At 42.7% G+C, this 26,970-nt stretch carries 22 protein-coding genes; 14 read left to right on the forward strand and 8 right to left on the reverse strand.

The genetic code is table 11. The features are described 5' to 3' along the window. Positions 1-164 precede the first annotated feature (164 nt). Complete coding sequence (locus FQ083_RS03155) at positions 165-521, forward strand: hypothetical protein (RefSeq protein WP_020442752.1); 357 nt, start codon at positions 165-167, stop codon at positions 519-521. An 85-nt stretch (positions 522-606) separates the two neighbouring features. Here FQ083_RS03155 and hemH read toward each other — a convergent pair whose 3' ends face one another. Beyond that, positions 607-1,626, reverse strand: coding sequence for a ferrochelatase (gene hemH, locus FQ083_RS03160; protein WP_149408806.1), 1,020 nt, complete (start codon positions 1,624-1,626; stop codon positions 607-609). Between the two features lie 512 nt (positions 1,627-2,138). On the opposite strand from hemH, the gene FQ083_RS03165 reads away from it, so the two are divergent. From FQ083_RS03165 to FQ083_RS03180, 4 genes are all read left to right on the forward strand, one after another. Then, positions 2,139-3,461 (forward strand): homoserine O-acetyltransferase MetX, encoded by a 1,323-nt coding sequence (locus FQ083_RS03165; protein ID WP_149409147.1) that lies wholly within the window; start codon positions 2,139-2,141, stop codon positions 3,459-3,461. Continuing rightward, complete coding sequence (gene metW, locus FQ083_RS03170; RefSeq protein WP_149408807.1) at positions 3,458-4,075, forward strand: methionine biosynthesis protein MetW; 618 nt, start codon at positions 3,458-3,460, stop codon at positions 4,073-4,075. The genes FQ083_RS03165 and metW overlap by 4 nt, the downstream gene beginning before the upstream one ends. A gap of 402 nt (positions 4,076-4,477) precedes the next feature. Then, positions 4,478-5,059: a tetratricopeptide repeat protein gene (locus FQ083_RS03175; RefSeq protein WP_149408808.1), complete on the forward strand. Its 582-nt coding sequence runs from the start codon at positions 4,478-4,480 to the stop codon at positions 5,057-5,059. A 268-nt stretch (positions 5,060-5,327) separates the two neighbouring features. Continuing rightward, a complete protein-coding gene (locus FQ083_RS03180) occupies positions 5,328-6,386 on the forward strand; it encodes a rhodanese-related sulfurtransferase (protein WP_149408809.1) in 1,059 nt (352 codons plus the stop codon). Positions 6,387-6,509: 123 nt separating this feature from the next. Here FQ083_RS03180 and serA read toward each other — a convergent pair whose 3' ends face one another. Then, complete coding sequence (serA, locus tag FQ083_RS03185) at positions 6,510-7,736, reverse strand: phosphoglycerate dehydrogenase (protein ID WP_149408810.1); 1,227 nt, start codon at positions 7,734-7,736, stop codon at positions 6,510-6,512. Between the two features lie 399 nt (positions 7,737-8,135). Between serA and FQ083_RS03190 the strand changes: the two genes are divergently transcribed. Then, positions 8,136-9,578 carry an FAD-binding oxidoreductase gene (locus FQ083_RS03190; protein ID WP_149408811.1) on the forward strand — a complete coding sequence of 481 codons (1,443 nt, stop codon included), beginning with the start codon at positions 8,136-8,138 and terminating at the stop codon, positions 9,576-9,578. Positions 9,579-9,896: 318 nt separating this feature from the next. Here the strand turns inward: FQ083_RS03190 and FQ083_RS03195 are convergent, their stop codons facing one another. Then, positions 9,897-10,529, reverse strand: coding sequence for a BLUF domain-containing protein (locus FQ083_RS03195; protein ID WP_149408812.1), 633 nt, complete (start codon positions 10,527-10,529; stop codon positions 9,897-9,899). A gap of 533 nt (positions 10,530-11,062) precedes the next feature. Between FQ083_RS03195 and FQ083_RS03200 the strand changes: the two genes are divergently transcribed. Both FQ083_RS03200 and FQ083_RS03205 read left to right on the forward strand, forming a co-directional pair. Further along, positions 11,063-12,700 (forward strand): carbon-nitrogen hydrolase family protein, encoded by a 1,638-nt coding sequence (locus FQ083_RS03200; protein ID WP_149408813.1) that lies wholly within the window; start codon positions 11,063-11,065, stop codon positions 12,698-12,700. A gap of 287 nt (positions 12,701-12,987) precedes the next feature. Beyond that, positions 12,988-13,539, forward strand: a complete 552-nt coding sequence (locus tag FQ083_RS03205; protein WP_149408814.1) for a protein disulfide oxidoreductase — start codon at positions 12,988-12,990, stop codon at positions 13,537-13,539. 96 nt (positions 13,540-13,635) lie between these two features. Here FQ083_RS03205 and FQ083_RS03210 read toward each other — a convergent pair whose 3' ends face one another. Both FQ083_RS03210 and FQ083_RS03215 read right to left on the reverse strand, forming a co-directional pair. Further along, positions 13,636-14,994, reverse strand: coding sequence for an NCS1 family transporter (locus tag FQ083_RS03210; RefSeq protein WP_149408815.1), 1,359 nt, complete (start codon positions 14,992-14,994; stop codon positions 13,636-13,638). Positions 14,995-15,058: 64 nt separating this feature from the next. Then, entirely contained in the window at positions 15,059-15,757 is a 699-nt protein-coding gene (locus tag FQ083_RS03215; RefSeq protein ID WP_149408816.1) for an aspartate/glutamate racemase family protein, read from the reverse strand. Positions 15,758-15,910: 153 nt separating this feature from the next. Here FQ083_RS03215 and FQ083_RS03220 point away from each other — a divergent pair, with 153 nt between their 5' ends. From FQ083_RS03220 to lspA, 3 genes are all read left to right on the forward strand, one after another. Continuing rightward, positions 15,911-16,627: a GntR family transcriptional regulator gene (locus FQ083_RS03220; protein WP_149408817.1), complete on the forward strand. Its 717-nt coding sequence runs from the start codon at positions 15,911-15,913 to the stop codon at positions 16,625-16,627. 656 nt (positions 16,628-17,283) lie between these two features. Further along, entirely contained in the window at positions 17,284-20,127 is a 2,844-nt protein-coding gene (gene ileS / locus FQ083_RS03225; RefSeq protein ID WP_149408818.1) for an isoleucine--tRNA ligase, read from the forward strand. Continuing rightward, positions 20,120-20,758: a signal peptidase II gene (lspA, locus tag FQ083_RS03230; protein WP_149408819.1), complete on the forward strand. Its 639-nt coding sequence runs from the start codon at positions 20,120-20,122 to the stop codon at positions 20,756-20,758. The genes ileS and lspA overlap by 8 nt, the downstream gene beginning before the upstream one ends. 157 nt (positions 20,759-20,915) lie before the next feature. On the opposite strand, the gene FQ083_RS03235 is transcribed toward lspA, so the two are convergent. Together FQ083_RS03235 and FQ083_RS03240 are read right to left on the reverse strand one after the other, a co-directional pair. Next, positions 20,916-21,584: a helix-turn-helix transcriptional regulator gene (locus tag FQ083_RS03235; RefSeq protein ID WP_223145219.1), complete on the reverse strand. Its 669-nt coding sequence runs from the start codon at positions 21,582-21,584 to the stop codon at positions 20,916-20,918. Between the two features lie 96 nt (positions 21,585-21,680). Then, complete coding sequence (locus FQ083_RS03240; RefSeq protein WP_262880834.1) at positions 21,681-22,343, reverse strand: cold shock and DUF1294 domain-containing protein; 663 nt, start codon at positions 22,341-22,343, stop codon at positions 21,681-21,683. Positions 22,344-22,499: 156 nt separating this feature from the next. Between FQ083_RS03240 and FQ083_RS03245 the strand changes: the two genes are divergently transcribed. Next, the gene (locus FQ083_RS03245) at positions 22,500-22,997 is read left to right on the forward strand and encodes a peptidylprolyl isomerase (RefSeq protein ID WP_011512767.1); all 498 of its coding nucleotides are present in this window, start codon (positions 22,500-22,502) and stop codon (positions 22,995-22,997) included. A gap of 41 nt (positions 22,998-23,038) precedes the next feature. Further along, the gene (locus FQ083_RS03250) at positions 23,039-24,079 is read left to right on the forward strand and encodes an aldo/keto reductase (protein WP_149408820.1); all 1,041 of its coding nucleotides are present in this window, start codon (positions 23,039-23,041) and stop codon (positions 24,077-24,079) included. A gap of 155 nt (positions 24,080-24,234) precedes the next feature. Here the strand turns inward: FQ083_RS03250 and FQ083_RS03255 are convergent, their stop codons facing one another. After that, positions 24,235-25,035, reverse strand: a complete 801-nt coding sequence (locus tag FQ083_RS03255) for a lysophospholipid acyltransferase family protein (protein WP_149408821.1) — start codon at positions 25,033-25,035, stop codon at positions 24,235-24,237. A gap of 426 nt (positions 25,036-25,461) precedes the next feature. On the opposite strand from FQ083_RS03255, the gene hflX reads away from it, so the two are divergent. Further along, positions 25,462-26,931, forward strand: a complete 1,470-nt coding sequence (gene hflX, locus FQ083_RS03260) for a ribosome rescue GTPase HflX (RefSeq protein WP_149408822.1) — start codon at positions 25,462-25,464, stop codon at positions 26,929-26,931. Positions 26,932-26,970: the final 39 nt, after the last annotated feature.

Here is a 26,970-nt window from a genome sequence, read left to right on the forward strand (position 1 = left end):
TTGGCAGCCGTTTTTTTACGGTTAAATAAGCAACCTTCGTACATATTTTTAACATCCTGTGACACCTTACTACTAGAGGCAATGATGATAAGCGGACAAAATAGCTATACGACCACCTTTAAACCCTACTAGGCTTGTTAACTATAAAAACTAAGGAAGACAGTATGGAACACTCAAAAACCCCGCTACCAGAAGAGATGAATCACATCGAAGGTGATGAAAATATTGATAATGATATCGATGAAGGTCAAGATAACCAAGGTAGCCAAGAGGTCGATTTAGACAATCCTATGCTGCATGTTATCGACAATGATGACTTTGACGATGATGCAGGATTTAATAATTCGCAAGTCGGAAGTGATGCAACTCAAGGTCTTACCCCTGTACATCATCAAAATATCGATGAATCACGTATTGATGAGTTGCTGGTTGAAGAGAATTTAGATGATAGCCATTACCCCAGTATTGCCGACATTGCTGACAAAGACGCGGCAAAACTAAGCCATGACAATGACTTTTAAATAGTACTTTTAGAAAATTATTGATAAAAAATACCGAACGTGATGTTCGGTATTTTTTTGAATATTCATTTGATATTAAAAACGTTTATGCCCAACCATCCAGAGTCCCTGCCCAACCTTTTACCAATGGCGCACTCATTGCCTCTAACAAGTCTATATGTGCTTCGTCAGCATTGAGCGCTGGAATATAATGGTATTCTTGCCCGCCAGCATGCAGGAAAGTCTCGCTGTTTTCGATAGCCAATTCTTCCAAGGTTTCTAGGCAATCTGCCGAAAACGCAGGGCTAAGAATCTGTACCGAGCGTACACCTGAGTTGCCCCACTCTTTGAGTACCACATCAGTATAGGGCTTAATCCATTCTTGCTTACCAAAGCGTGACTGGAAACTGATAATCCATTCATCTGGATTTAGACCAAGCTCATGAGCCACTTGGGCCGCCGTACATTTACAGCGTTTCGGGTACGGGTCGCCTTTATCAGCATAAGGCTGCGGAATACCGTGAAAGCTAAACATGAGCCTTTCAGGCTTGCCATGTACCGCTTGAAAACGGCGGATGCTATCTGCTAATGCTTTAATATATAAAGGATGAGCAAAGTAATCTTTGACTATCGTTATATTGGGCAAATTACGCTGCTTCAGCGACCACTTAGTAATCGCATCATAAACCGCACCTGTTGAAGTCGCCGAATACTGCGGAAACACGGGTAACATGACGAAATGGTCAACCCCTTCGCTACGCAATTGATCCATGACATCAGGCAAACCCGGATTACCGTAGCTCATCGCGGCATGAACAGACACGCGAAATGGCGCAGCCCGTTCAGCCAAACGCTTGTCTAACATCTCAACTTGCGCGTTAAGAATATTGCGCATTGGCGAATCGCCATCCCAAATACTGGCATATGCTTCTGCTACCCGTTTCGGGCGACTTGGCAGCACAAACAGATTGAGGATAATCGCCCATAAGAATTTTGGGATTTCAATCACGCGCGGATCGGACAAAAACTGTTTGAGATAACGACGGACAGCTGGCGCGGTCGGCTCATCTGGCGTACCAAGGTTGACAAGTAAAACGGCAATACGGGGAGGCAGGTCAGGTTTCATAGCAGCACTGTTTTATAGTTAAGTTGATGAAGGAAGCTCTACAAAAGATTGTTAAGACAGTATTCAATGAGCACGCTGTTAGTGTAGCATTTTAACCCTTTATAACGCATGGCAAAAGTGTCCTTGTACAATTTGACACGCAGTTATCACTACTCGCCTACGTCGATAGCGCCTAAAACTTGTAGCAATGACCCAGCATTTTTTTCGATTGGCTTAATAACATAAAAACTAAGTATGAAAGGCTGCGCTTGAAGGTTGTACTCATATGCGCATCGCCCTACAATAGGCAAGCACATGGTCAAAAAAACAGTGTAGATAAAACGCTTTTAGTAAACCATTTAAAAATATCGGCAAAACGAGTTGTCGATACAGTGTCCTTCTTATTTTATTGATGATTGTTGTCTTGTGAGGTAGCTTTGAACGCACGCCCTGATAATACCAGTGACCAGTCCGCCACAGATAAAAGCAATGCTAAAGGCAATGCTAAAAGCTCAATCAACACTGAGGAATTATTGAACTCAGTCGGAGTCGTCACGCCCCAGACTCTTCATTTCGCTGAGCCATTAACTCTAGAGTGTAATCGCACTTTACCATCATTCGATTTGATTATCGAAACCTATGGTACGCTTAATAGCGACAAGTCAAATGCTGTGCTTATTTGCCATGCCCTATCAGGCAGTCATCACGCAGCAGGCTTTCATAGCGATGAAGATCAAAAAGCTGGCTGGTGGGACAATATGATCGGACCCAATAAGTCCATTGATACCAATCGATTCTTTGTTGTTTGTGTCAATAATATCGGTAGCTGCTTTGGCTCTACTGGTCCCACGACAATAAATCCAGATAGCAGTCAAGCACAAGTATATGGACCTGACTTTCCTCTGGTCACTATCAAAGACTGGGTCAAGACCCAAGCCATGCTTTCAGATCGCTTGGGCATTGACGTCTGGCATGCCGTCGTTGGTGGTTCAATGGGCGGTATGCAAGCTCTGCAATGGTCAGTAGATTACCCAAACCGTTTAAAACGCTGCGTGGTCATTGCCAGTACGCCCAAGCTGTCTGCGCAAAATATTGCCTTTAATGAGGTGGCACGCCAGTCTATTTTATCTGATCCTGACTTTAAAGACGGACGCTATCTGCTAGCAGGCACTTACCCTCGCCGAGGGCTTATCCTTGCGCGAATGGTAGGACACATTACCTATCTAACTGACGATGCAATGAAAGCCAAGTTTGGCCGTGATTTAAAGTCCGGCAAGTTTATGTATGGCTATGATGTTGAGTTCCAAGTCGAAAGCTATCTGCGCTATCAAGGTGAGCGCTTTAGCGAAAATTTCGATGCCAATACCTATTTGCTCATGACCAAAGCGCTAGATTACTTTGACCCGACACGGGATTATCCATTAGAGTCTGCTATAGATTCGTCGCCAGAATCTTTAGCCTCGTCTCTTGCTGAGTCTGTAAAAGCAGATAGTAGCGAAGACGAGCTAGCAAATACTTTAGCGGACAGTGCGGATATCGACAATATAAGTGCAAGCAATCATCAAGAGCTGACCGCATTGAAAGCCGCCTTTGCCCATACTGAATGCCAGTATCTGATTGTGTCATTTACCACGGATTGGCGTTTTGCTCCCGAACGCTCACAAGAGATTGTCGATGCGCTGATGGCGACTGGCAAACCGGTCAGCTATATCAATGTCGATGCGCCGCACGGGCATGATTCTTTCTTATTTGATATTCCGCGTTATATGGGCGCTGTCAAAGGCTTCCTAAACGCACCATTTATGACTGATAACCGAGACCAAAACAGTCAAAAAACATTAGGAGCGCGCTCATGAGAATGGATCATCAATTGGCTGAGCGTTGGATTGCCCCACACTCACATGTGCTTGACTTAGGCTGTGGTAATGGCGAGCTGCTCGCGCATTTACAGCAAAATCGCGGCGTAACTGGTTATGGACTTGAGATTGACGAGGACAAAATCAATGAAGCCATCGCTAATGGTTTATCCATTGTTGAGCAAGACTTGAATGACGGCTTGGCACGTTTCGCTGATAATAGTTTTGATACTGTAGTAATGGCACGTGCACTACAAGCAGTCAAATCGCCCGATATACTGTTGCTTGATATGCTGCGCGTCGCTCGTGAAGCGGTTATTACTTTTCCTAATTTTGCCCATTGGCAGAACCGAATACATTTGGGTTTGAAAGGTATTATGCCGGTCTCAGAAGCGCTGCCTTATGAGTGGTACAACACCCCAAATATTCATCTATGCACCTTTAAAGATTTTGAGAAACTGTGCGCGCAGCATGATATTCATATTATCAATCGTTTTGCAGTCAGTGATTCTGAAAAAGGGCATTCACCGTTGATGACAGCATTGATAAGACAAGCGCCAAACCTATTGGCAGATGTCGCTATTTATCGCGTCACCAAACAAAAACTTAAATGATATTTGCTACTGCTAGCTCTTATTAAAAGTAATATTGACACCCATAAGTACAACCTTAACCTTAATAGAGTCTTAATCTATTCTTACACCTAAGTAACTCTATGATTTTATTGAGGACAACGAGGTATAGATAGGCAGTAAATCGTGTAATTAGTATTTGAGTTTCGTAAGTTTGGGTGTTAAGCTAGCGAAATAGTGTCAACTGCACCCCGATTAATACCGTTTGTCGGCTTTATTGGAATCTATTGGCACATGATAACGATTAATTATATTGCTAATAATTAGGTAAGTTGGTCTTGCAAGATGTCGCCTAATTGTTATCGCCGTTTAACTGTCTTTAGCGAGACAATGTTTAGCGGGACAATTTTTTTTGCTTATTAACTGCCTAATTTTGGAGCTGCTATGAAATTATTAAAAGCTGCGTTGTTTACTGCCATTTTTTCTTTTGCAGGTTTTGCCAACGCTGAGTTAATATCAAACGTACCACTCGATACGTCACGTTTTGAGCTAATGCCTATTAGCGAGCTATCTAATCGCGCGGCTCAAGGTAACGATCATGCTCAATTTTATCTGGCCAAGCGTTTGCAAAAAGGCGAAGGCATTGCTCAAAATACCAAACAAGCGGTTCAGTGGTATACCAAAGCGGCTCAGCAAGGCGTTGCCCCTGCTCAGCTTAACTTAGCCATCATGTACTTGCGCGGTGAAGGTGTACAACCAAACCTACAACAAGCGCGTGGTTGGTTAGAAAAAGCCGCTATGCGTGGTGATAACCGTGCTAGCTATACGCTTGCCTTGTTAGATGAAAAGCAAAAAAATCTAGTCGATGCTTATAAATGGTACGACTTGGCTGCCCGTGATGGCATGCTCGATGAAAAAGTCCGTAATAAAGCCCGTGGCAAAATTGGTCAATTGGCATTAAACTTATCCAGTGCTGATATCGCTAGTGCTCGCAGCAAAGCAGATACTTGGTTTCAGAGTAAATAAGCTATAATTTACTTTATACAATGAATATGCAAAAAGCTCAGTATTTTACTGGGCTTTTTTATTGACTATTTTTATCATCGCCTATATCTGGCTTAAGAAGGATAAAACACCCAAGATATTCCTAAAATTTGTTACACTACGCGCGCATTAGCCAATGCCACAATCGTGCTAGTGTTATGAATCTTACCAACTCATTTTAACCGTTAATGATAAAAAGCACCTTAAACCCAATGCACTAGGTTTGCGACCTAGCCAGCAGGAGAAAAATATGAGTACCTCACAGACTGATAACGTAAAAGCATCAACCCATGCGACCGAATACGACAGCGTGACCAATAATATTGTCGTTGCCGCTCTTTATAAGTTTACGCGCTTTGCTGACTTTGAAAAATACCGCGACCCAATTCTAAATACCATGCTCGATAACGACGTCAAAGGTACGTTGCTAATCGCTAGTGAAGGTATTAATGGAACGATTTCTGGCACACGCCAAAGTATCGATAATGTCGTAGACTATCTGCGTAGTATCGAAGAGATTGGCAGTTTTACTTTTAAAGAATCTTATACCGATGCTCAGCCTTTTTATCGCACCAAAGTAAAGCTTAAAAAGGAAATTGTCACGATGGGTGTGGAGAATATCGATCCATTGCAGTCGGTAGGGCGCTATGTCAAGCCAAGCGACTGGAATGCCCTAATCTCAGACCCTGATGTCATCCTGATTGATACGCGTAATGATTATGAAGTAAAAATTGGCACGTTCCAAAATGCGGTCAATCCTAATACCGAAACGTTTCGTGAATTCCCAGAATACGTGGCAAAAGAGCTAGACCCAAGCAAGCATAAAAAAGTCGCCATGTTCTGTACGGGCGGTATACGCTGCGAAAAATCAACGGCATTTATGCGCGAGCAAGGTTTTGAAGAGGTTTATCATTTAGAGGGCGGCATTTTAAAATATCTAGAAGAAGTACCTGCCAGCGATTCTATGTGGGAAGGCGATTGCTTCGTCTTTGATAACCGTGTCTCAGTCAATCACAACTTAGAAAAAGGTAGTTATGAGCAGTGTTTTGCCTGTCGTATGCCGATTACGCAAGATGAGATGCAAAGCCCTGCCTACATAAAGGGTGAGTCATGTCCGCACTGTATCGATAAAGCGACTGACGAGCAAAAAGCACGCTTTCGTGAGCGTGAGCATCAAATGCAATTGGCAAAAAAACGTGGTGAAGCCCATATCGGTAGTGACGTCATTGATGTTATTGAGAAGCGCAAAGCAGCTAAGATCGAAGCTCGCCGTCAAGCAGACGCAGCCAATAAAACTAAAGCTGGCTAAATTTATGCCTTAGAAATATGTAAAATGCGATAAAAAAAGAGAGGCTCTTATGAATAGAACCTCTCTTTTTTGTTATTCGCTATTTATAGTGCTAACTATAAATTCAAACTGTTATTACAAAACTTAAAACAAAATACGCACACGAATTGTCTCTTGAACGTCTTTTAACTGATCTAAAGCCGCGGTTGAGTCGTTATAATCGACATCCATAACGAGATAGCCGACATTGCCTTCTGTCATCAAGCTCTGCGCCAAGATATTGATATTTGCTTCAGCAAACAGACGGTTAATCTGTGACAGGACGCCTGGTACGTTTTTGTGGATATGTAGCAGGCGATGTGTGCCTTCTTTAAACGGAATCGATACTTCTGGGAAGTTGACCGCCGTTGCCGTATCGCCTTGGTCAGAATATCGCACAAACTTATCTGCAACTTCCAGTCCAATATTTGCCTGTGCTTCTTGCGTTGAGCCACCGATATGCGGAGTCAAGATGACATTATCGAACTTACGCAGTGGTGACTCAAACTCTTCATCAGCAGATTTTGGCTCTTTTGGGAACACATCAATTGCTGCACCCAAGATTTTGCCAGATTCAAGCACGGCAGCAAGGTCATCAATCTCAACACAAGTACCACGCGCGGCATTGATAAAGTAGCTGCCGTCTTTCATATGCGCAAACTGCGCCGCGCCCATCATGTAGCGTGTGCTTGGCAGATCAGGTACATGCAAAGTCACGATATCAGCAGTAGATAACAGCTCTTCTAAGCTAGCTACTTGGACTGCATTACCTAGTGGCAGTTTGGTCAAAACATCATGATAGATAACTTTCATGCCAAAGCTTTCAGCCAATACAGACAGCTGCGAGCCAATAGAGCCGTAACCGACAATACCGATGGTTTTGCCGCGTACTTCATGTGAGTTAGTCGCAGACTTACCCCAACCACCGCGATGTACAGTGGCACTCTTTTCAGGGATACCGCGATAGAGCATGATGGCTTCAGCAAGTACCAACTCAGCGACCGAACGGGTGTTTGAGAATGGCGCATTGAAGACCGGAATACCGAATTCACGAGCAGCATCTAAGTCTACTTGGTTGGTACCAATACAAAAGCAACCAATGCCGATAAGCTTATGTGCATGCTGAAGCACTTCACGTGTCAGCTGCGTGCGCGAGCGAATACCAATAAAATGAGCATCTTTAATCTTTTCAATCAGCTCATCTTGATCCAATGCATGACTGATATTTTCAATGTTTTGATAACCAGCATCTTTTAATACTTTTAAAGCATTGTCGTGCAGACCTTCAAGCAATAAAAACCGGATTTTGTCTTTTTGGAGTGATAACGCCATGTGAGAACTGTCCTATAATTGTCTTATAAAAATCATCTGAGGGATAAGCTTGGATGAATGAAACGAAAAGAGTCTGGATATCTTACACAAAATTGGGCGGCGATGTTAGCAGATTAGATGAATTATTGGTTATCAATCCTGAAAACTTTTTATGCTATAGTGAATCCTGCTATCCAAATGAGCAAGTACCCCTTCTTTATGCTGTGTACGCATATACAGAGGCAAACTAATAACACTCTACGATTGCGACGACTATTAAATTGCAATAATATACATCGTTAATATTCCCTTAACAACATACATCATTACACACGTTCAGTTATAGCCATTTGGTTATATAATAACTCTTATAATAATCCTCTTTATGCATAGCACTCACGTTGATACCGAGATTTGACCATGACTTCTTTATCTAGCCAAGCCCTACCTGAAACCCATGCATCTGCTGTTCAAACCATCCTCAGCGCTCTGCTTGATACCCATCAGTTTGATGCCAGCCAAATTAAAACTGATAGTGAAAGCTTAGAACATTGGGGTAAAGACTGGACCAAGCACTTCGCACCCGCACCTGCGGCTATCGTCTTTCCAAAGACTACTGAGCAAGTACAAGCAATTGTATTACTTGCCAATGAGCATGATGTGGTATTGACGCCAAGTGGCGGTCGTACGGGATTGTCTGCGGGTGCAGTCGCTGCCAATGGTGAGATTGTGGTCAGTATGGATAAGATGAACCATATCGGACAATTTTATCCTGCCGATCGTATGGTTGAGATTGAAGCCGGTGTGGTCACGCAGCAGTTGCAACAGTTTGCTGAATCGAAAGACCTCTACTACCCTGTCGACTTTGCCTCAGCAGGCTCCAGTCAAATCGGTGGCAATATTGGCACCAATGCTGGCGGCATCAAAGTTATCCGCTATGGCATGACCCGTCAATGGATTATGGGGCTGACAGTAGTAACTGGTAAAGGTGATATCTTGCAATTGAACCGCGGTATGGTCAAAAATGCTACTGGCTATGACTTACGTCAATTGTTTATCGGTAGCGAAGGCACACTTGGCTTTGTCACTCATGCACAAATCAAGCTTGAGCGTCAGCCGCAAGACTTAAACGTCATGGTGCTTGGCATGGACAGTTTTAATGATGTAACGAATGTGCTATCTGCCTTTCAAGCACAGATTGATTTAACAGCCTTCGAATTCTTTGATGATGTGGCAATTGATAAGCTGATGGCACACGGTCAAGTGCAAGAGCCATTTGAGTCGCGTACCAAATTTTATACGCTATTAGAGTTTGAAGCATCGTACGAGCCGATCATGGATAAAGCCATGGCGATATTTGAAGATTGCATGGAGCAAGGCTGGGTCGTCGATGGCGTCATGAGCCAAAGCATCGCACAAGCTGAAGAGCTGTGGAAGCTACGCGAATATATCTCTGAAACCATCTCAGTATTTACGCCTTATAAAAATGATGTCTCAGTACTCATCAGCTACGTCCCTGAGTTTATTAATGAGATTGATCACATTGTCAGCAGCAACTATCCTGACTTTGAAGTGTGCTGGTTCGGTCATATTGGTGATGGCAATTTGCACCTCAATATTTTAAAACCTGAAAACATGAGTAAAGATGATTTCTTTGCCGAGTGTCAGGTTGTCAATAAATACGTGTTTGAGACCGTACAAAAATATGGCGGCTCGGTATCTGCAGAACACGGCGTTGGTATGACTAAAAAGCCGTATCTACATTATAGCCGCAGCGAAACTGAGATTGAGTATTTAAAAGAGGTCAAAAAAGTCTTTGATCCCAATAATATTATGAACCGTGGTAAGATTTTCGATATGTAAGGCGTTTTTACTCCTGATATATCTTTAATTATTAAAGATATATAGAAAGACGCTCAATCGATAAGATTAGCGTCTTTTTTTATGCTCAAATAACACTAGGGCGTGTCCTCAATTCAACTGATCATATCTAAACGGGCTAAAAATGGCTAAATTTTGCCAAACATCGTTAAATAGCTGGTTAATATCCCGATATCATCTGCGCTATTTTCCTCGTTTGACTGCAATTTATCTCATTTTTATCACCATTTTTGAAATGAGGACACGCCCTAGTACGATATATTTAAGTGAATCGCCTATATCTTTCTAAAGTGGCATAAACTATACATACAGCAGCGCTAAACCTGCGACGAGCAGCACACTCAAAAAACCCTGAACAACTAAAAATGCTTGATGCGGCGCAGCGACATGGCGCACCATATTACCTAGCGCATTGTAAGTGATGCCTGCTGCATTGATATGAGGCGGCGTATCAAAATTTTTGATCACTTGTAAGAATAATTCGGTATGATCGGGTCTCCAATCGTGGGGCGAAAATGGCAAAAACGGTGATAGCTGTGCCGCTTGTTTTTTGGTCGCAGGTGACCATAACCAACGTTCCAAAAACAGTAAGCGCATACGCCAATCAGAAAAACTGCGCTGCTTGAGGACTTGCACTAATAGCACTTGAATGTTTTTATGACGTGTATCGACATATATACGCTGAATTAGCGTCAGTACTCTGGCCTTTTCACCCTCAATGCACTGCAAAAAATGCCCATTGCCATAGCATAACGTGCCTGTAATACCCTGCTGCTGATTATAATTACGCGCATGACTTTCTACTTCTTCAAATATTGTCGTACTAAAACGCGAACTAAGCGTCATGCTACTGACGTACACCAATTGCACCAGTGCAGTATCTTCAACTTCATCTAATTTTCTAAAAGCAGCAGTATGAATTTCAGGCGTCATTAAAAATTCCTAACGGGTTAATATCAAATATGAGCAAGAAAAAACAACCAAATACAACTAAGTATAAATTTATCAAATGATGTCTCGACGAGGCAGAAAGACTCACAAAAACCTAGCAAATCTTTACGACGTTTGACTGTCATTAGCTGACGAGCTTGATATCATACCAGTCGACATTTATTTCAATAAAACTATAATCAGCAGTCAATGTACGTCGAAAGGTAGTTAAAGCACCCTTGAAGTGCGATAGCGCCACTTGCAAACTTATAAAAATGCCTCATTAAAATAGATCATATGAGAAACGATCCTTATAACTTATTGTAAATACACAGATAAATGATTGTAACGATTCTCACAGCCTATTGGTATATTTTTCTCAACATTGTTATGCCGAAACATTGTCCTTAAGTTGAGAATTAAGTTTGCCGTTATTTATCCCACTTATATAAAAATTAATCGCAAGATGTGTCGTACCTTCATTTATCAATATCACTTATTAACACCCGCATACAGAAACAACAGACAGGAATTTTATGAGTAAGATAGAAAAACCAGAAGACTTTCATTTAACGATTGCTGAGATTAAGAAAAAAGACTACCCGCAACTAAAAGCGTTAATGGATCGAGTCTATGTCAATTTAGGCGGCGCATGGTCAAAGAATACAATTCATACTTTGATTGACGCTTTCCCAGAAGGGCAGATTGCTTTATTTGATCACGACGAGCTGATTGGTATCGTATTATCTATGCGCGTTGATTATGCAAAGTTCTCTAATCCACATACCTATGATGACTTGATTGGTCATAAAGAGATTATCAGAGACAACCCTGAAGGCGATGCTATCTATGGTTTAGACGCTCTCATTGACCCTGAATATCGTGGTTATCGCTTGGGTCGCAGGCTGTATGATGCCCGTAAAGAGCTTTGTCGTCAGTTGAACTTCCGAGCAATTTTAGCTGGTGGTCGTATTCCAAACTACCATAACCATCAAGATTTAACGCCCGGTGACTATATCGATGCGGTTGCCTCACGTGAAATTCATGATTCTGCGCTTTCTTTCCAGTTATCGAATGGTTTTATCGTCAAGCGTATTTTGACCGCTTATTTGCCAGATGACAAACAGTCTAAAGGCTTTGCGACCTTGCTTGAGTGGGCAAATATTTATTATGAACCAAAAGACTACAAGCCAAATACTCGCAAATCTGAAGTGCGTATTGGCGGTATTCAATGGCAGATGCGTGAAGTTGAATCGCCAGAGGAACTACTGCAACAGGTTGAATTCTTTGTCGACGTTATGGCTGATTACAACTCTGACTTTGCCTGCTTGCCAGAATTTTTTAACGCGCCATTGATGGGTTTGTGTGAGTCGACGGATCAAAACATTGCGATTCGCTTTTTGGCAGGTTATACCGAGTGGTTTAAAAACGAAATATCGCATTTAGCGGTCAGCTATAACGTTAACGTTATTATGGGCTCCATGCCATTACTAGATGAAGACGACACGCTGTACAATGTCAGTTATTTATGTCGCCGCGACGGTACGGTAGAAGAGCAACGCAAAATCCATATTACCCCTCATGAGCGTAGCGCTTGGGTTATCGAAGGCGGTGATGAGGTCAAAGTATTTGATACGGATGCTGGTCGTATTGGTATCTTGGTCTGTTATGATGTTGAATTCCCTGAGCTTGCCCGCTTGTTGGCGCTCGACGATATGGATATTTTGTTCGTGCCTTTTTGGACAGATACCAAAAACGGCTACTTACGTGTGCGCCACTGTGCTCAAGCACGAGCCATTGAAAACGAATGTTATGTGATGATTTGTGGATCAGTGGGTAACTTACCGCAAGTTGAGAGCTTAGACATTCAGTACGCGCAGTCGTCTATTTTTTCACCGTCAGATTTTGCATTCCCGCATGATGCGATTATGGCTGAAACGACGGCGAATACCGAAATGGTATTCTTTTCAGATGTGAATTTAGACAAGCTCACTCACGTCCGTAACGAAGGTTCGGTCCACAATTTGCTTGATCGCCGTGATGACTTATTTAGCTTAAAATGGAAGCGAAAATCCAAAATTCCAGCGAGCAAGTTGAGTGATGAAGAGCGCCGTGAAAACTCAGGTAGTGTGCTCACTGGCGATCCACTACAAAACCGTGCGCAAAAGCCTTAAGTAAGGACTATCCAACCATTAATTAATAGCATACTTAATTAATGAGACTCTTAATATTTTAATCATACGGCTGACTATTCAGCCGTATATTTTTATCTATTAAAAACTATAGTCAATTCCAAATAAAACAGATACCTTATGTTCCAACGCAGTACTGGTATAAATTTTTCTGGCATGCTGTGCCTACGCCGACAGAGGCTGCGTAAAATTCATCCCAGTCCTACTGTAGCGCTTTAATACTGAACTCACTATACTTATAAAAGCCACCGAGCAAAAAAGCAGCCACTATGACGACTGATAGCGACAAGACGACTGAGAGATCTAAAAAGACACCCAAGCAAAAAGCACTGTCACTTATTAAAACTGTGCTGCTCTACGGCTTGGTATTTGCCATTATTTATACTGCTGTTAACTGGTGGCGACAGCCGGTCATGCCAGCCGATCCACAGTTGCAATTGATGGATTATCAAGGGCAGAGTATTGATTTGGCAGCAATTAGTGCGGATAAACCCACGCTGGTCTATTTTTGGGGTACGTGGTGTCCGATATGTAGCGTGACCTCACCGAATATTAATGCGTTGGCTGCAGAAAATAGCTATCCAGTCGTTACTGTTGCTATCAAGTCCGGCTCTGACCAAGAGTTACACAGCTATCTTAAGCAAAACAACTATAGTTTTAATACTGTAAACGATAAAGAAGGCGCTATCTTTGATGATTGGCAAGGGCAAGTCACGCCCTCTTATGTCATATTAAAAAACGGCGAGATGAGCCAAGGGCTTACAGGTATTCAACCATTATGGTCATTAAAACTAAGACTGTGGCTGTCGTCAGTTTTTTAAGACTGAAACTAACTATAATCTTAGTCTAGCACCTCACGCAAAAACCCTATAGCAGAGCTCACTGTTATAGGGTTTTTGTATAAACATTTGAACAAATTAGGACATAAAACGCTGTGCAGCCGGCATCTTTAACATCAAGATCCAATAGATAGCGCCTGCTGGAATTAAGCTTGCATACCAAGAGATACTTGAGAATAGTAGAGCGACTACAATCCCCACTACCATAGCGATAACAGCTGCCATGTTGACGCCCTTATAGGGACCATTCTCATCATATAGCTTGTCAAGATCCAGCTTTTGCTTACGTAAGAAATAGTAGTCAACGACTAAGATGGCAAATATAGGACCTAAAAATGCTGAATAAGTTTGAATAAATAAGTTTAATCCTGCCGCAGATTCATCTTTTACCAACTCCCAAGGGAATGTCCCAAAGGCAAGCAACCCAACAATAACTGCAGCGGTTTTATACTTAATTTTGAAGATATCCATTAATGCATAGGCAGGCGGTACGACGTTGTTTAAGATATTGGTAGTGACCTGCGCAAAAGCAATGAAAAGCATCGTAATGATTAATAAAGGCTTGTTATCAACGGCGCTAGAAAACACCTTGATAGGATCAACTTCACCAGTCGCACTGGTCACCATCACACCAATTAGACCCATAAACAATGTTGCAGGTAGGATAGAGTTGGCATAGATGGCTACTTGACGAAAAAGACCAACATCTTCTTTTAGTTCACGCGAATAGTCGGAGACGTTAAGCATCATCGTACTGTAAACGCCTAAAAACAGCATGGTTGCGCCCCAAAATGGCGCTCCCCAAGTCCCTTCTGTATTGATAAGATTGGTTGAAATCACATCACCATATTTATTAATCACACTAATAAACATGTAAATCAGTGAACCAATAATAAAAATTGAGCCAATGTTTTCGAGCCATTTGATACCATGAAAACCCAAAACGGACAGACCAATTTGTAAAAACTGAAAACCAACAAAGAAGACGACTATATTACTGTAGCCAAACAAGGTATCAGATACTAAGTTCAAGGCACCGGCACCAATCCAACTTTGAAAGCCAAACCAGACAATCGCAGGTACAGAGCGCACCAGTGCTGGTATGCGACTACCAGTGAAACCAAAAGATGAACGACTTTGCACCATAAATGGGATACCATATTTATGACCTGCGCGACCGTTAATCATAAGCGCTGCACCAATAACCGTACAACCAATGGCGATTGCTAGCACTACTTGTAATAAGTTAAGGGTACCAACCAAACCTGACCCAACGGTGAAGGTACCAATAGAGACACACCCACCTAACCAAGTAAATAAATAAGACCAAGAGCCCATAATTCGTGTGGTTTGCGGCGCTAGGCTCTCTTCACCAACCCCTTTATGCTCTATTGTTTTTACGCCTGCCGTAGCAACGGCTCCTTGAATATTGTCCATCACCTTCTCCTTCCTTGAGAATGTTGAATATTTATTGGTTGATAGCTGTTTCGTCCATTTCTATTTAATGTTGGATAGGTGCTGCATAGGCGCCAATTTTACTGGTTTTTAAACCACAGCCAACCAGTGCCTCAATCATACGAGTAGCCACAGTCACACCATCAATCACAGGCACACCCGTTTCTGCAGTCAGCCATTCTGTTAGGTCTGCCATCCCAGCACAGCCCAAAACCACCGCTTCGCAGTTGTCTTCACGTACTGCACGTAAAATTTCATCACGAACTTTTTCACGGGCACCAGAGTCAGCTTCCTCAAGAGCAAGCACGGGTATGGCAGCAGAGCGTACTTTTCTACAGCGATGAGATAAACCATAACCATGAATCAAATCTTCAATCACAGGTACGGAACGTGGCAAAGTGGTGACTACACTAAAAGAGGTTGAAATCATACTAGCGGCTTTGACCGCTGCTTCACAAATTCCAATAACTGGACCTGAAAACACTTCGCGGCAAGCACCAATACCCGGGTCATCAAAGCAGGCAACGACCACACCATCAATTCCTTCTTGTTCCGCTTGTTGTAAGCGTTTAATCAAACCAGGGACAGAGAGCGCTTCATCATGATGTCCTTGAATAGATGCAGGCGAATCCGTTCCAGAAGCGCCAATAATGGTCGTACCTGCACTGGCTTTTTGACGCGCGCTTTCAACGATTTTATCGGTCATAGAAGTGGTCGAGTTTGGGTTCATCACTAGAATTTTCATAGAGCCTCGCTATTCATAGGTTATCGTCATTATTCACAGATCGGCAGCATGTAATATTTGTTAACTATTATTGTTAACTATTATTGTTAACAAAACAATCTATTTTTTTAATATTTGTTGTAGCGATAACAGTCGCACACTATAATTGCGTCTATGAAAATAGAGAAAACCAAACAAACAGTTCCTGCGCTCGATGAAATACCCGAGCAAACCATTATCAACTCCATCACCGCTGCGGTGTCAGAGCAACGCTTGCCCGCTGGAACAAAGCTTGGCGAGCAGATGCTGAGTGACTTGTTTAACTGCAATAGAGCCAATGTGAGGCGAGCACTCTCTACCCTTGCAACGATGCATGTGGTGCAATTACAGCCCAACCGAGGCGCTTTTGTTTCAACTCCGTCACCGAAAGAAGCAGGTGATGTGTTTGAAGCACGGCGCACGATTGAGCGTACGCTTGCCCGTAAAGTAATCAAAAATGCCAGGCTGCAAGACATTGCTGACATGCGTGCTACGATAGCTGCCGAAGCTGACGCGCGGGCGCAAGGTGATAAGCCTGCGGAGCTACGCCTATCGCGCACTTTCCATATGCAGTTGGCAATGATTTCAGGCAATACAGTTTTAGAGCGATTTTTGAGTGAACTTACCTTACGTACCACGCTAATCATTGGGCTATATAATAAAGTTGGCTCATCTAACTGCGCTGAAGACGAACATCTTGGCATGGTAAATGCCATTGAAAACAGGGATGAAGAAGGTCTGTTATTGCTCATTAATCAACACTTGAATCACTTAGAATCTAGTCTGGATTTTAAATGCGCAGCAAAACCTTTCTTTAGATTAGCCGAGCAGCTGACTATCGTGCCTGCTTGAGTATTGGTAATAGAAATGCACTTGTAGCACCCTTTAAAGCCGTTTACATTAAAAAACCTGCCAATCATTTGACTGGCAGGTTTTTTACTTAAAATAATCAGCGGCGATAAAAACTAGCCAATTAAAGCATCCATTTTTCTATACTGATAATCTAGCGCTTCTGCTACGGCTTTATACGTCATATGAGCTTGCGTGGTATTCACACCTTAATAAACCCATATTAGTAATTGTATGTTTCATTTCTTTGAATCGAATTGAATCGGATATGATATGTGATGCAGATTGAAATCAATGAATAAGAACAGTTAAATCAACAATGACTATCAACTACTGAAAGTAGGGATTATCTGACGATAGTGATATGATGCTGTCTTGCACATAAAGACAGCATCAACGTTGATTGCTCAATTTATTATCACCTTTATTATCCTAGCAGATATAAAGTAACAACCAATCGCTCGTTAAATGAATTTTGTGACGGTTTTGACGGACATAGAAACGATACTCGGCAGCTCTTCTTACCCCACTCTTTTTGTCATATAATAGCGAGTGTTATCTACTTTCAATCAAATTATTACTTTAACTTTTGTAGCCAGCTTTACACGCACTTTTTAATTCAATTTACATTTTCATCACCATTCTAAAAGACGCCTTCTATGACTGATAAAAGTACTGATATGCCAAGCCAAGACTATAAAGACACCTTAAACCTTGCCGACACGCCGTTTGCGATGCGTGCAAACCTTGCCAAACGTGAGCCAGATTGGCTAGCAGCTTGGGAAGCAGATGATGTTTACGGTAAAATTCGTGCGGCACGTGCTGGGGCAACCAAATACATTTTGCATGATGGTCCTCCATACGCCAACGGTCAGATTCACTTGGGTCATGCAGTCAATAAAGTACTCAAAGACATTATCGTAAAATCAAAAACGTTATCTGGTTTTGATGCGCCTTATGTGCCCGGTTGGGACTGTCATGGTCTGCCTATCGAGCAAAAAGTCGAAGCCAAACATGGTAAAGTCGGTCAAAAGGTTTCTGCAACCGAATTCCGTGGTCTATGCCGTGAATACGCCAGTACGCAAATTGAGCTACAAAAGGCGGATTTTAAACGCTTAGGGGTGTTTGGCGATTGGGACAATCCTTATCTAACCATGAACTTCCATCAAGAAGCCAACATCGTACGTGCCCTTGCCAAAATTTATGACAACGGTCATGTAACTCGTGGCATGAAGCCGGTTAACTGGTGCTTAGACTGTAGCTCTGCGCTCGCTGAAGCTGAAGTTGAATATCAAGATAAAGTCTCAGACGCTATTTATGTCAGCTTTGATATCGTAGACCGTGACAAGGTTTCAGTATTGGCTCAGATCGAGGGTAATATCGCTGCCGTTATCTGGACGACGACGCCTTGGACCTTGCCTGCCAACCAAGCTATCTCAGTACATCCTGAGCATGACTATAGTGTGGTCGCCACCGAAAACGGCAACTTACTACTGGCGACTGACTTGGTTGAGTCAGCGTTAAGTGAATTTAAACTTGAGAATAAAGGTGTCTTAGCGACCGTATCAGGTCGCGAGCTTGAAGGTCTACATGCTCAGCATCCGCTTATCGAAGCTCGCCAAGTGCCATTAATCTTGGGCGATCACGTAACGACTGACAGCGGCACTGGCTTAGTCCATACTGCACCGGGTCATGGTCTTGACGATTATATCGTCGGTCTAAAATATAATTTGCCTGTTGAAAACCCTGTGAGTGGTACGGGCGTTTATTTAGACAGCGCAGCGGTATTTGCCGGTGAGCACATCTATAAAGCCAATCCACAAATCATCGCTGCTCTACACGAAAACGGTCATCTGGTTAGCCATACCAAAATTGAGCACAGCTATCCGCACTGCTGGCGTCATAAATCGCCAATCATTTTCCGTGCCACGCCGCAGTGGTTTATCAGCATGGAAACTCAAGGCTTACGTGAGCGTGCACTTGCTGATATTCCAGCGGTTCAATGGACACCAGCGTGGGGTCAAAACCGCATTGAATCTATGATGACAGGTCGCCCTGACTGGTGTATCTCCCGCCAGCGTACGTGGGGTGTACCGATTGCTTTCTTTACTCATAAAGAAACGGGTGAACTACACCCAAATACACTTGAACTGATGGAAACGGCAGCACAAAAAATCAACGAAGGTGGCGTAGAAGCATGGTTTGATGCCAGCTGTGAGGATTTCTTGGGCGCGGAAGCTGCTGATTATGATAAAGCGACTGATACGTTAGATGTTTGGTTTGACTCTGGCACGACACATTTTGCCGTACTTGATCAACGCGATGAGCTGACCAACCCTGCTGATATGTACTTAGAAGGCTCCGACCAACATCGTGGTTGGTTCCAGACGTCGTTGCTGACCTCGGAAGCCATGTACGAGCGTCCACCGTTTAAACAAGTTTTGACTCATGGCTTTGTGGTTGATGAAAACGGTCGCAAGATGAGTAAATCACTGGGTAATATCATCACGCCGCAAGAAGAGATCAATAAAACAGGCGCGGATATGTTGCGTTTGTGGATTGCATCAAGCGACTACCGTTATGAAATGAGCGCTGGTAAAACGGTCTTTAAAGGCGCAATCGATATGTATCGCCGCATTCGTAATACCTTGCGCTTCTTGCTTGCCAATACTGATGACTTTGATCCTGCTACCAATAGCGTTGATATTAATGAGCTGGTTAGCCTCGATAAATTTATCATTGAGCGTGCGCAAACGGTACAAGCACAAATCATCAGTGCGTATGATGCGATGGACTTTCACCAAGTCACGCAGCATATCACCGCATTCTGCTCGCAAGACTTGGGCAGCTTCTATTTGGATATTATCAAAGACCGTCAATACACCACACAAACTGATGGTCAACCGCGCCGCTCTGCACAAACAGCGATTTACCATATTGCTGAAGCATTGATTCGCTGGATTACACCGATTTTATCCTTTACGGCGCAAGAAGCATGGGAAGTATTGCATGGCGATGATAGCTATGTATTCACTGAAGAATGGTACACCTTCCCAGAGTTTGAGCTGAGCGCTATTAGCAATGATGACTGGCAACGTATTATGCTGGCAAAAGATATGGTCAATAAACATATCGAAACTGCACGTGGCGAGAAAATCATCAATGCCAACTTATCTGCTGACGTCAGTCTATATGCTGATGGCGCTATGCATGAAAGCCTAGCTAAGCTTGGCGAAGAGCTGCGTTTTGTCCTTATTACCAGTAGCGCAACCTTAAAGCCTTTGAGCGCTGCCCCTGCTAATGTAGCAAACATCAATGAGCAAACAGATAGCAATAATATAACGGCAGATTTAGTCGTCGAAGTGAATGCTGCAGCGGGCACCAAGTGCGTGCGCTGTTGGCATATCCGTGATGACATTGGCACAGATAGCGCACATCCAGAATTATGTGCGCGCTGTGCAACCAACGTCAGCGGTGATGGAGAGGTGCGCCACTATGCCTAACTCAACGCCTAATCCAACAAATTCGCCTGACGATAAGCAGGTGCCTATCGACGTCCACAGTTCACCTAAACCGGCTCATGCCACTACGGGTAGCTCATCGACGCCGAAGAGTCGACTGAACAAGACGCCAAAGATGATCGCTAATGGTCGCCTTGCGCTTAACTGGTATCTGTTGTCACTGGTCGTGATTATCCTTGATCAATGGACAAAATGGCTCGCAGAAACCAATCTGACCTTTCTTGAACCTGTGCCTGTGATTGAGCCGTTTCTAAACTGGACGCTCGCTTACAATTACGGTGCTGCTTTTAGCTTTTTGGCAGATGCAGGCGGTTGGCAAAAGTGGTTTTTTGCAGGGTTAGCGCTATTGATGTCACTATTCTTGATAGGCTATCTAGCTAAAGCGCCCCGTCAAGCCAAGCTCTTATCACTAGGTTTGGCATTGGTATTAGGCGGTGCCGTGGGCAATTTGATCGATCGCTTATTACATGGTCACGTCATCGATTTTATACATGTGCATTATGCTGATGTTTGGCATTATCCCATTTTTAATATTGCTGATATTGGCATTTCTATCGGTGTATTATTGATTGTCATCGATATGCTGTTTTTGGAAAAAAAGCGTGACGTTTAACGCGTCTTTATAATATTAAAAGTACAATCTATTAACAATAAAAAGCCCTACTATATCGATTATAGCGGGGCTTTTTATTGTTTAAAAACGCAATAGAGTCGCACAAACTACTGCCTTTATTGAGCATTTCAAACCTGTATTATTATTTCACTATACCCTATCCAGCCCTATATATTAGCCTACCCACTATCACAAGGCTATCTGTATTCTCTACGTTCACCAGCTTATCCGGATAATCTGAATGTAAGCTATGCAATCGAAGTACATTGCCCGCTTCTATAAATACCTGCTTAAACATCATATGTTTACCATTTAAAATCACAGCATATATACTTCCATCTTTTATGCAGTTGTCATTTATCGCTATTCCCACTTTATCTTTAATATTGATATAAGGTTGCATACTGCTATCTGTCGCATAAATTAATCTAAAAGACTGGGGGTCTATACCTTTCTCCTCAAAAAACTGAGGATGAAAGTAACATTCTTCTTCGATTTCTTCATGACAGAAATAGGTTTTATATATCGGTACTTTTATTAAATTGTCGGATGTCTCTTCACCAAAACCTAGACCATTATTTGCCTTTTTAGCGACATCATGTTCATGATCCAACCAGTTGATAGGTTTATTAAAAAATACTTCAATTTTATTTGCTGTCTCATCACCAATGGCTTTAATAGGATTCTTGCCGATATAGTGACCTAATAACGCATAGTTAATGTTTGTACCTTGAGATAACATCATTCTTGTTATTTTATAATTTTGCATCAGTGTTCTGACGTTTTCACGTCTAACCATCTCTATACTGGTAAATTTTTCAGTCACTTATCTCTCCGATGCTTTCATTCAAAACAGCTATAAACAAATCTGTCTCAAAAAATAAATTTTAATGGATGATTTGATAGAACTAAAGTCACTCCATTAAATAAAATTCTTCTGTAAAAAATCCAAACCGCCATCCGCCAATATAAATAGTAACCCTGCCATGTTAATGATGACAGTCAAATAATACGCAATACGGAATTCAGGCTTTTGTGACTTATGACGCAAGTAGGTTTGTGCGACCATTGCCCCGACCCAGCCACCAAGCGCACTTAAAACATGTAATGTCATCTCAGGTGTTCGCCAGTCGTTGTTTTGAGCAGCCGCTTTGTCTTTAGCATACATGGTATAGGTTATCATACCCAATACAGCATACCACCCAACAACTAGCCAGCTAAGCTTATTCATGACCGCCAGTAATATCAGTACACCATAAAATCCAACACCAAGAAACAAGCGTTTCTTCTGCCCTGCTTCAAACTCTGCTTGGGCGTTACGTTTGTGATTACGCTGGCGAATTTGCTTATTTTTTTGCGCCATCTTTTGTTGTACAAAGCTCAGCTCTTGCACGTCTTTTGCTTGCAGGCGTCTTTGATTGTCATATCCAACGATAAAAACAACCTCTTCACCGATAGCAGGACGACGCTGCGCTTTAAACGCGCTGACATGAAAAAACACCGACTCACCTGCTTCGGTTTCAATAAAGCCAAAGCCTTTATCGTCTTGCCATTTTGTGACTCGACCTTGTTGTTTATTTGCCATCAGTTTTGCCATAAATGTTGCGCTCACTTTTAGATTCGCCAAATATATTACACTATTTACGTTACACTATTGGCGCTTACAACCTTTTCTAGATGACTTATCATTTCTTATATTGATTCCACCTAACTTCCTACTCCAGTAATAGGTAAATTTTCCATGACCGACTCGCAATTTATAACACCCAATGAAGATGTACGTATTACTTTTGGCAGCCTAGTTAAGCTGCATTTTGAAGTATCGCTCGAGAATGGCACCGTAATTGATTCAACCTTTAGCCGTGATACACCCGTTACTTTAACTATAGGTGATGAGAGCTTGCTACCTGGCTTTGAGCAAGTGCTGATGAATCTGCGTGCAGGCGATACGCGTTCCGCTCATCTTGAGCCAGAGCAAGCATTTGGTGAATGGAATCCTGACAACATCCAACGCTTTAGCCCTACTCAGTTTGCGCTTATCGCTGACAATCCTGAAATTGGTATGCTAGTAGAATTTGAAGACAAAGGCAAAAACACTTTACCCGGTACGATTAGCGCCATCACTGATGACGAAGTAGAAGTAGACTTTAACCATCCGCTTGCTGGACAATCTGTGCAGTTTAAAATTAAAATCTTTCAAGTGACGCCGCCGGGTGTCACAGGCATCAAGCTCATGTAATATAAAAATTGCTTTAGAATAAAATAAAAAAGGAAGAACATATGCAATATCAAACACTGCCGCAACTCAATGAAAAAGTCTCCAAAATCTGCTTGGGAACGATGACGTGGGGACAGCAAAATAGCGAAAGCGATGCACATGAGCAGATGGACTTAGCACTCAGCGAAGGCGTAAATTTTTGGGATACTGCTGAGATGTATCCCTCACCGCCAGACAAAGACAAGCAAGGCGATACTGAGCGCTTTATGGGCACATGGTTCCAAAAGACCAAACAACGCGATAAAGTCGTTCTTGCCAGTAAGATATCGCCAATGGATTTTTTACGTGATGGGCAAACGCGTTTTAATACCGCGCATATCAGCAGTGCTATTGATGGTAATCTTGAGCGTTTGCAGACCGATTATATTGATATCTACCAACTACACTGGCCTGAACGTCAAACGAACTATTTCAGTCAGCTCGGTTATACCGAAGCAATGGCAGCACAGCCGCTCGATGATTTGACGCCTTTTTTAGAAACCATCCAAGCGTTAAATGACGAGATTAAAAAAGGTCGTATCCGTGCTTATGGATTATCAAACGATACTGCTTGGGGATTGATGCGCTACTTATGGGAAGCGGATAAAAATGGTTTGATCGCACCTATTACGGTGCAAAACCCTTATAGTTTGCTTAACCGCTTATATGAAGTGGCTATGGCAGAGATTGCGCATCGTGAAAATGTAGGTTTACTGGCTTATTCACCGCTTGGTTTTGGTGTGCTATCTGGTAAGTACCTTGATGGTAAACGTCCTACTGGCGCGCGCCTGACCATGTATGATCGCTTTGCCCGTTATACTAATGAAGAAGCACTATCAGCCACCGCCCAATATGCCAAAATCGCAGCAGATGCCGGTTTAGATATGGCGCAGATGGCATTAGCCTTTGTTAACTCACGCTCGTTTGTAACCAGTAATATCATTGGCGCGACCACCATTGAGCAGCTAAAATCTAACATTGATAGCATTAATTTAACCTTAGATTCAGATGTACTAGATGCTATCGAAGCGGTACATACTCAACATCCTAATCCGTCACCATAATTTTGCGTGGTCATAGATTGATATTGTTCAGCTTTCAACAATCTGAAGTTCAGGTATTTGCATAGCAAAGAAAAAGGCGCAAGTCGTTAGTATTAACTACTAAGATTTGCGCCTTTTTTATACACGTTTAACTAACCAATTTAAAGCATATAGAATTAAACTTTCGCTATTTTTGTCAATACACGCGAATGTAATTCAGCTAAGCCTTCTTGCATACGTAATTGTAATAAATCTGTCAGCTGACTTTTACTCAAACCTTTAGGATCGATTGCTTCTAGTGGTAAGACGTAAGCGGTGACATCTTTACTATCTAAAACCTTTTTCAAACTGTCTTTCATCGTCAGCTTGCCGTAATAAGGCAGTTCTTCACTTAAGGTACCGTCTTTATTGACATACGCAATCACCAGCGGGCGCACAGGTACATCAGCTTCTATCGCCGCTTGTAGCAATGTGCCATGGATACGTTTGATTTTTTTGCCATCTGTGGTAGTCGCTTCAGGGAAAAAGATAACCGAGAAGCCTTTGGTTAAAAAGTTAGCAATTTGCGACGCAACTGAGCCGACATCACCGGAACCACGCTCGATAAATACTGTACCTGCCGCGTGTGCCAGCTTACCAAAGATAGGCCATTCACCTATTTCGGCTTTGGATAAGAAAAAAGCAGGGCTCACTGTACCGACCACAGGGATATCCATCCACGATACATGGTTAGAAACCCATAGCCCGTGATGTTGCTCTACGCGCTCAACGGCGATAACCTTGACGCCAAAAGAGCCTGCCATTTTGCGACAAAAAGCTTGAATGTAGCGCGGCAGTGTTTCGCGTGGTGGCTGTTTAAATGCCCCGATACGTTGGGCGGCGCGTAGCCCACCAGCAATTGTGGTGGTCATACCAGCAATCTGTTTGCCGCGCCCCAATTGCTGTTTAATTGAAAAGCCTGGCTTGGGTTGGCTCATCTGTGTCCCTCGTAATTAAAACTTATGATTATATATGGTAAACAAACGCAATGAGTATAACAAAGTTTATGCAGTCAGTGACTACTTGTTCACTGATTTATGAATAGGTTTTGTGAGTAATTTGCTGCTAATGTCTCTAACTGATTCATTTTAGAAAGAATATTGCGCTGCAAAGATGAAATCCTACTTAATGAACGCTGTAACATAAAATCATCGCTAATTGTGTGAATACGCTTTAATATCAACTGATAAGACCACATATAAATGGTTATCTGAACGCGACTATGATGGATATTCTATTTAGATAAGCTTGGTAATTTACTCAATGTATTGAATAAAACCCAAATATTTAGAAGTGATATTTAGAACTGGTATTTAGAATAGGCAGCGTTGCGATTTATTTACTTTATGGATAGGTGATACTCTTTGGAATATTTTGAAAGACATACCGGTGGCGAGCGCGCCATCATCGTACATTTAGACATCCGCCAAATTCAAGATCCTGATGATTTAGGTGAATTTGAATTATTGGCAGACTCAGCAGGCGCAGACCGCTTGGCACTCGTCACAGGCTCACGTGCCCGTCCTGATGCCAGATATTTTGTTGGTAGCGGCAAAGCAGAAGAGATAGCAGAACTGGTACGCGAGCATGATGCGGACATCGTTCTTTTTAACCACAGCTTATCGCCTTCACAAGAGCGTAACATTGAAGCCTTGGTACAATGCCGCGTACTTGATCGCACGGGTCTGATTTTGGACATTTTCGCGCAGCGTGCACGTACTTACGAAGGTAAGCTACAAGTAGAGCTGGCACAGCTTAACCATTTGTCGACACGTTTGGTACGTGGTTGGACGCATTTGGAACGTCAAAAAGGGGGTATTGGTCTACGTGGACCCGGTGAAACCCAGCTTGAGACGGATCGTCGCTTGCTACAAGTGCGAGTCATGCAGCTCAAAAGTAGAATCGAGAAAGTCAGACAGACGCGTGCGCAAGGTCGAGCTCGCCGTCAAAAATCAGATGTGCCGACTATTTCGCTTGTGGGTTATACCAATGCTGGTAAGTCTACCTTGTTTAATCGCTTGGTCGATGAAAACATTTATGCGGCCGACAAACTGTTTGCGACACTCGATCCGACGTTACGCCGCTTAGATTGGCAAGGTGTAGGACGTGTGGTACTGGTCGATACGGTCGGTTTTGTCCGCCATCTTCCACATGAGTTGGTTGAATCTTTCCATGCGACCTTAGAAGAGACACTTGAAGCAGACCTATTGCTCCATGTCATCGATTCTTCGAGCGAAGACATGCATGAGCAAATTCAGGCGGTGAAAGATGTACTGGCTGAAATTGATAACGATGTGCCTGTGCTCAATGTCTACAACAAGATCGATTTGACCGATGAGCCTGCACGTATCGGTTATGCCAGCGAAGGTCAACCCAACCGCGTCTATGTTTCTTCTAGAGAAAATTTAGGCATGGAAGAGTTGTCATTAGCCGTGCAGCAGTTACTGACTGGCACACTGACCACTTTTGATTTGACACTACCTTATAGCGCAGGGCAGTTAAAAAATGCTTTGTATGAGCTCGGCGTTATTCAAGAAGAAAGCTATGATGACAGTGGTCATGAGTGCTTAACGATTCGCTTGCCAAGCGATAGACTGAGACAGTTACTTGGTCAAGCCAACTTAGAACCTTTAGATGTATTGCCATTAGCGCAAGCAACATTGCTGATGCCGATACTTGAAGAGTTTGAGCAGCCTGATGATGTGGAAGAACAAACGATGACGGATGCTGAAGAAAAAGCGTTTGCTGAATTTGAGGCATTAAATGCTGAAGCTGAGAGAGTAGCGGAAGACTCGATGATAGAAGATACTCAAACATCTGATTTGCAAAAATAAGTCATTTACTTAAAATACTTTGAATAAAATTAAAAAGGA

This window comes from Psychrobacter sp. ANT_H59 (assembly GCF_008369225.1).
Taxonomy (GTDB): Bacteria; Pseudomonadota; Gammaproteobacteria; order Pseudomonadales; family Moraxellaceae; genus Psychrobacter; species Psychrobacter cryohalolentis.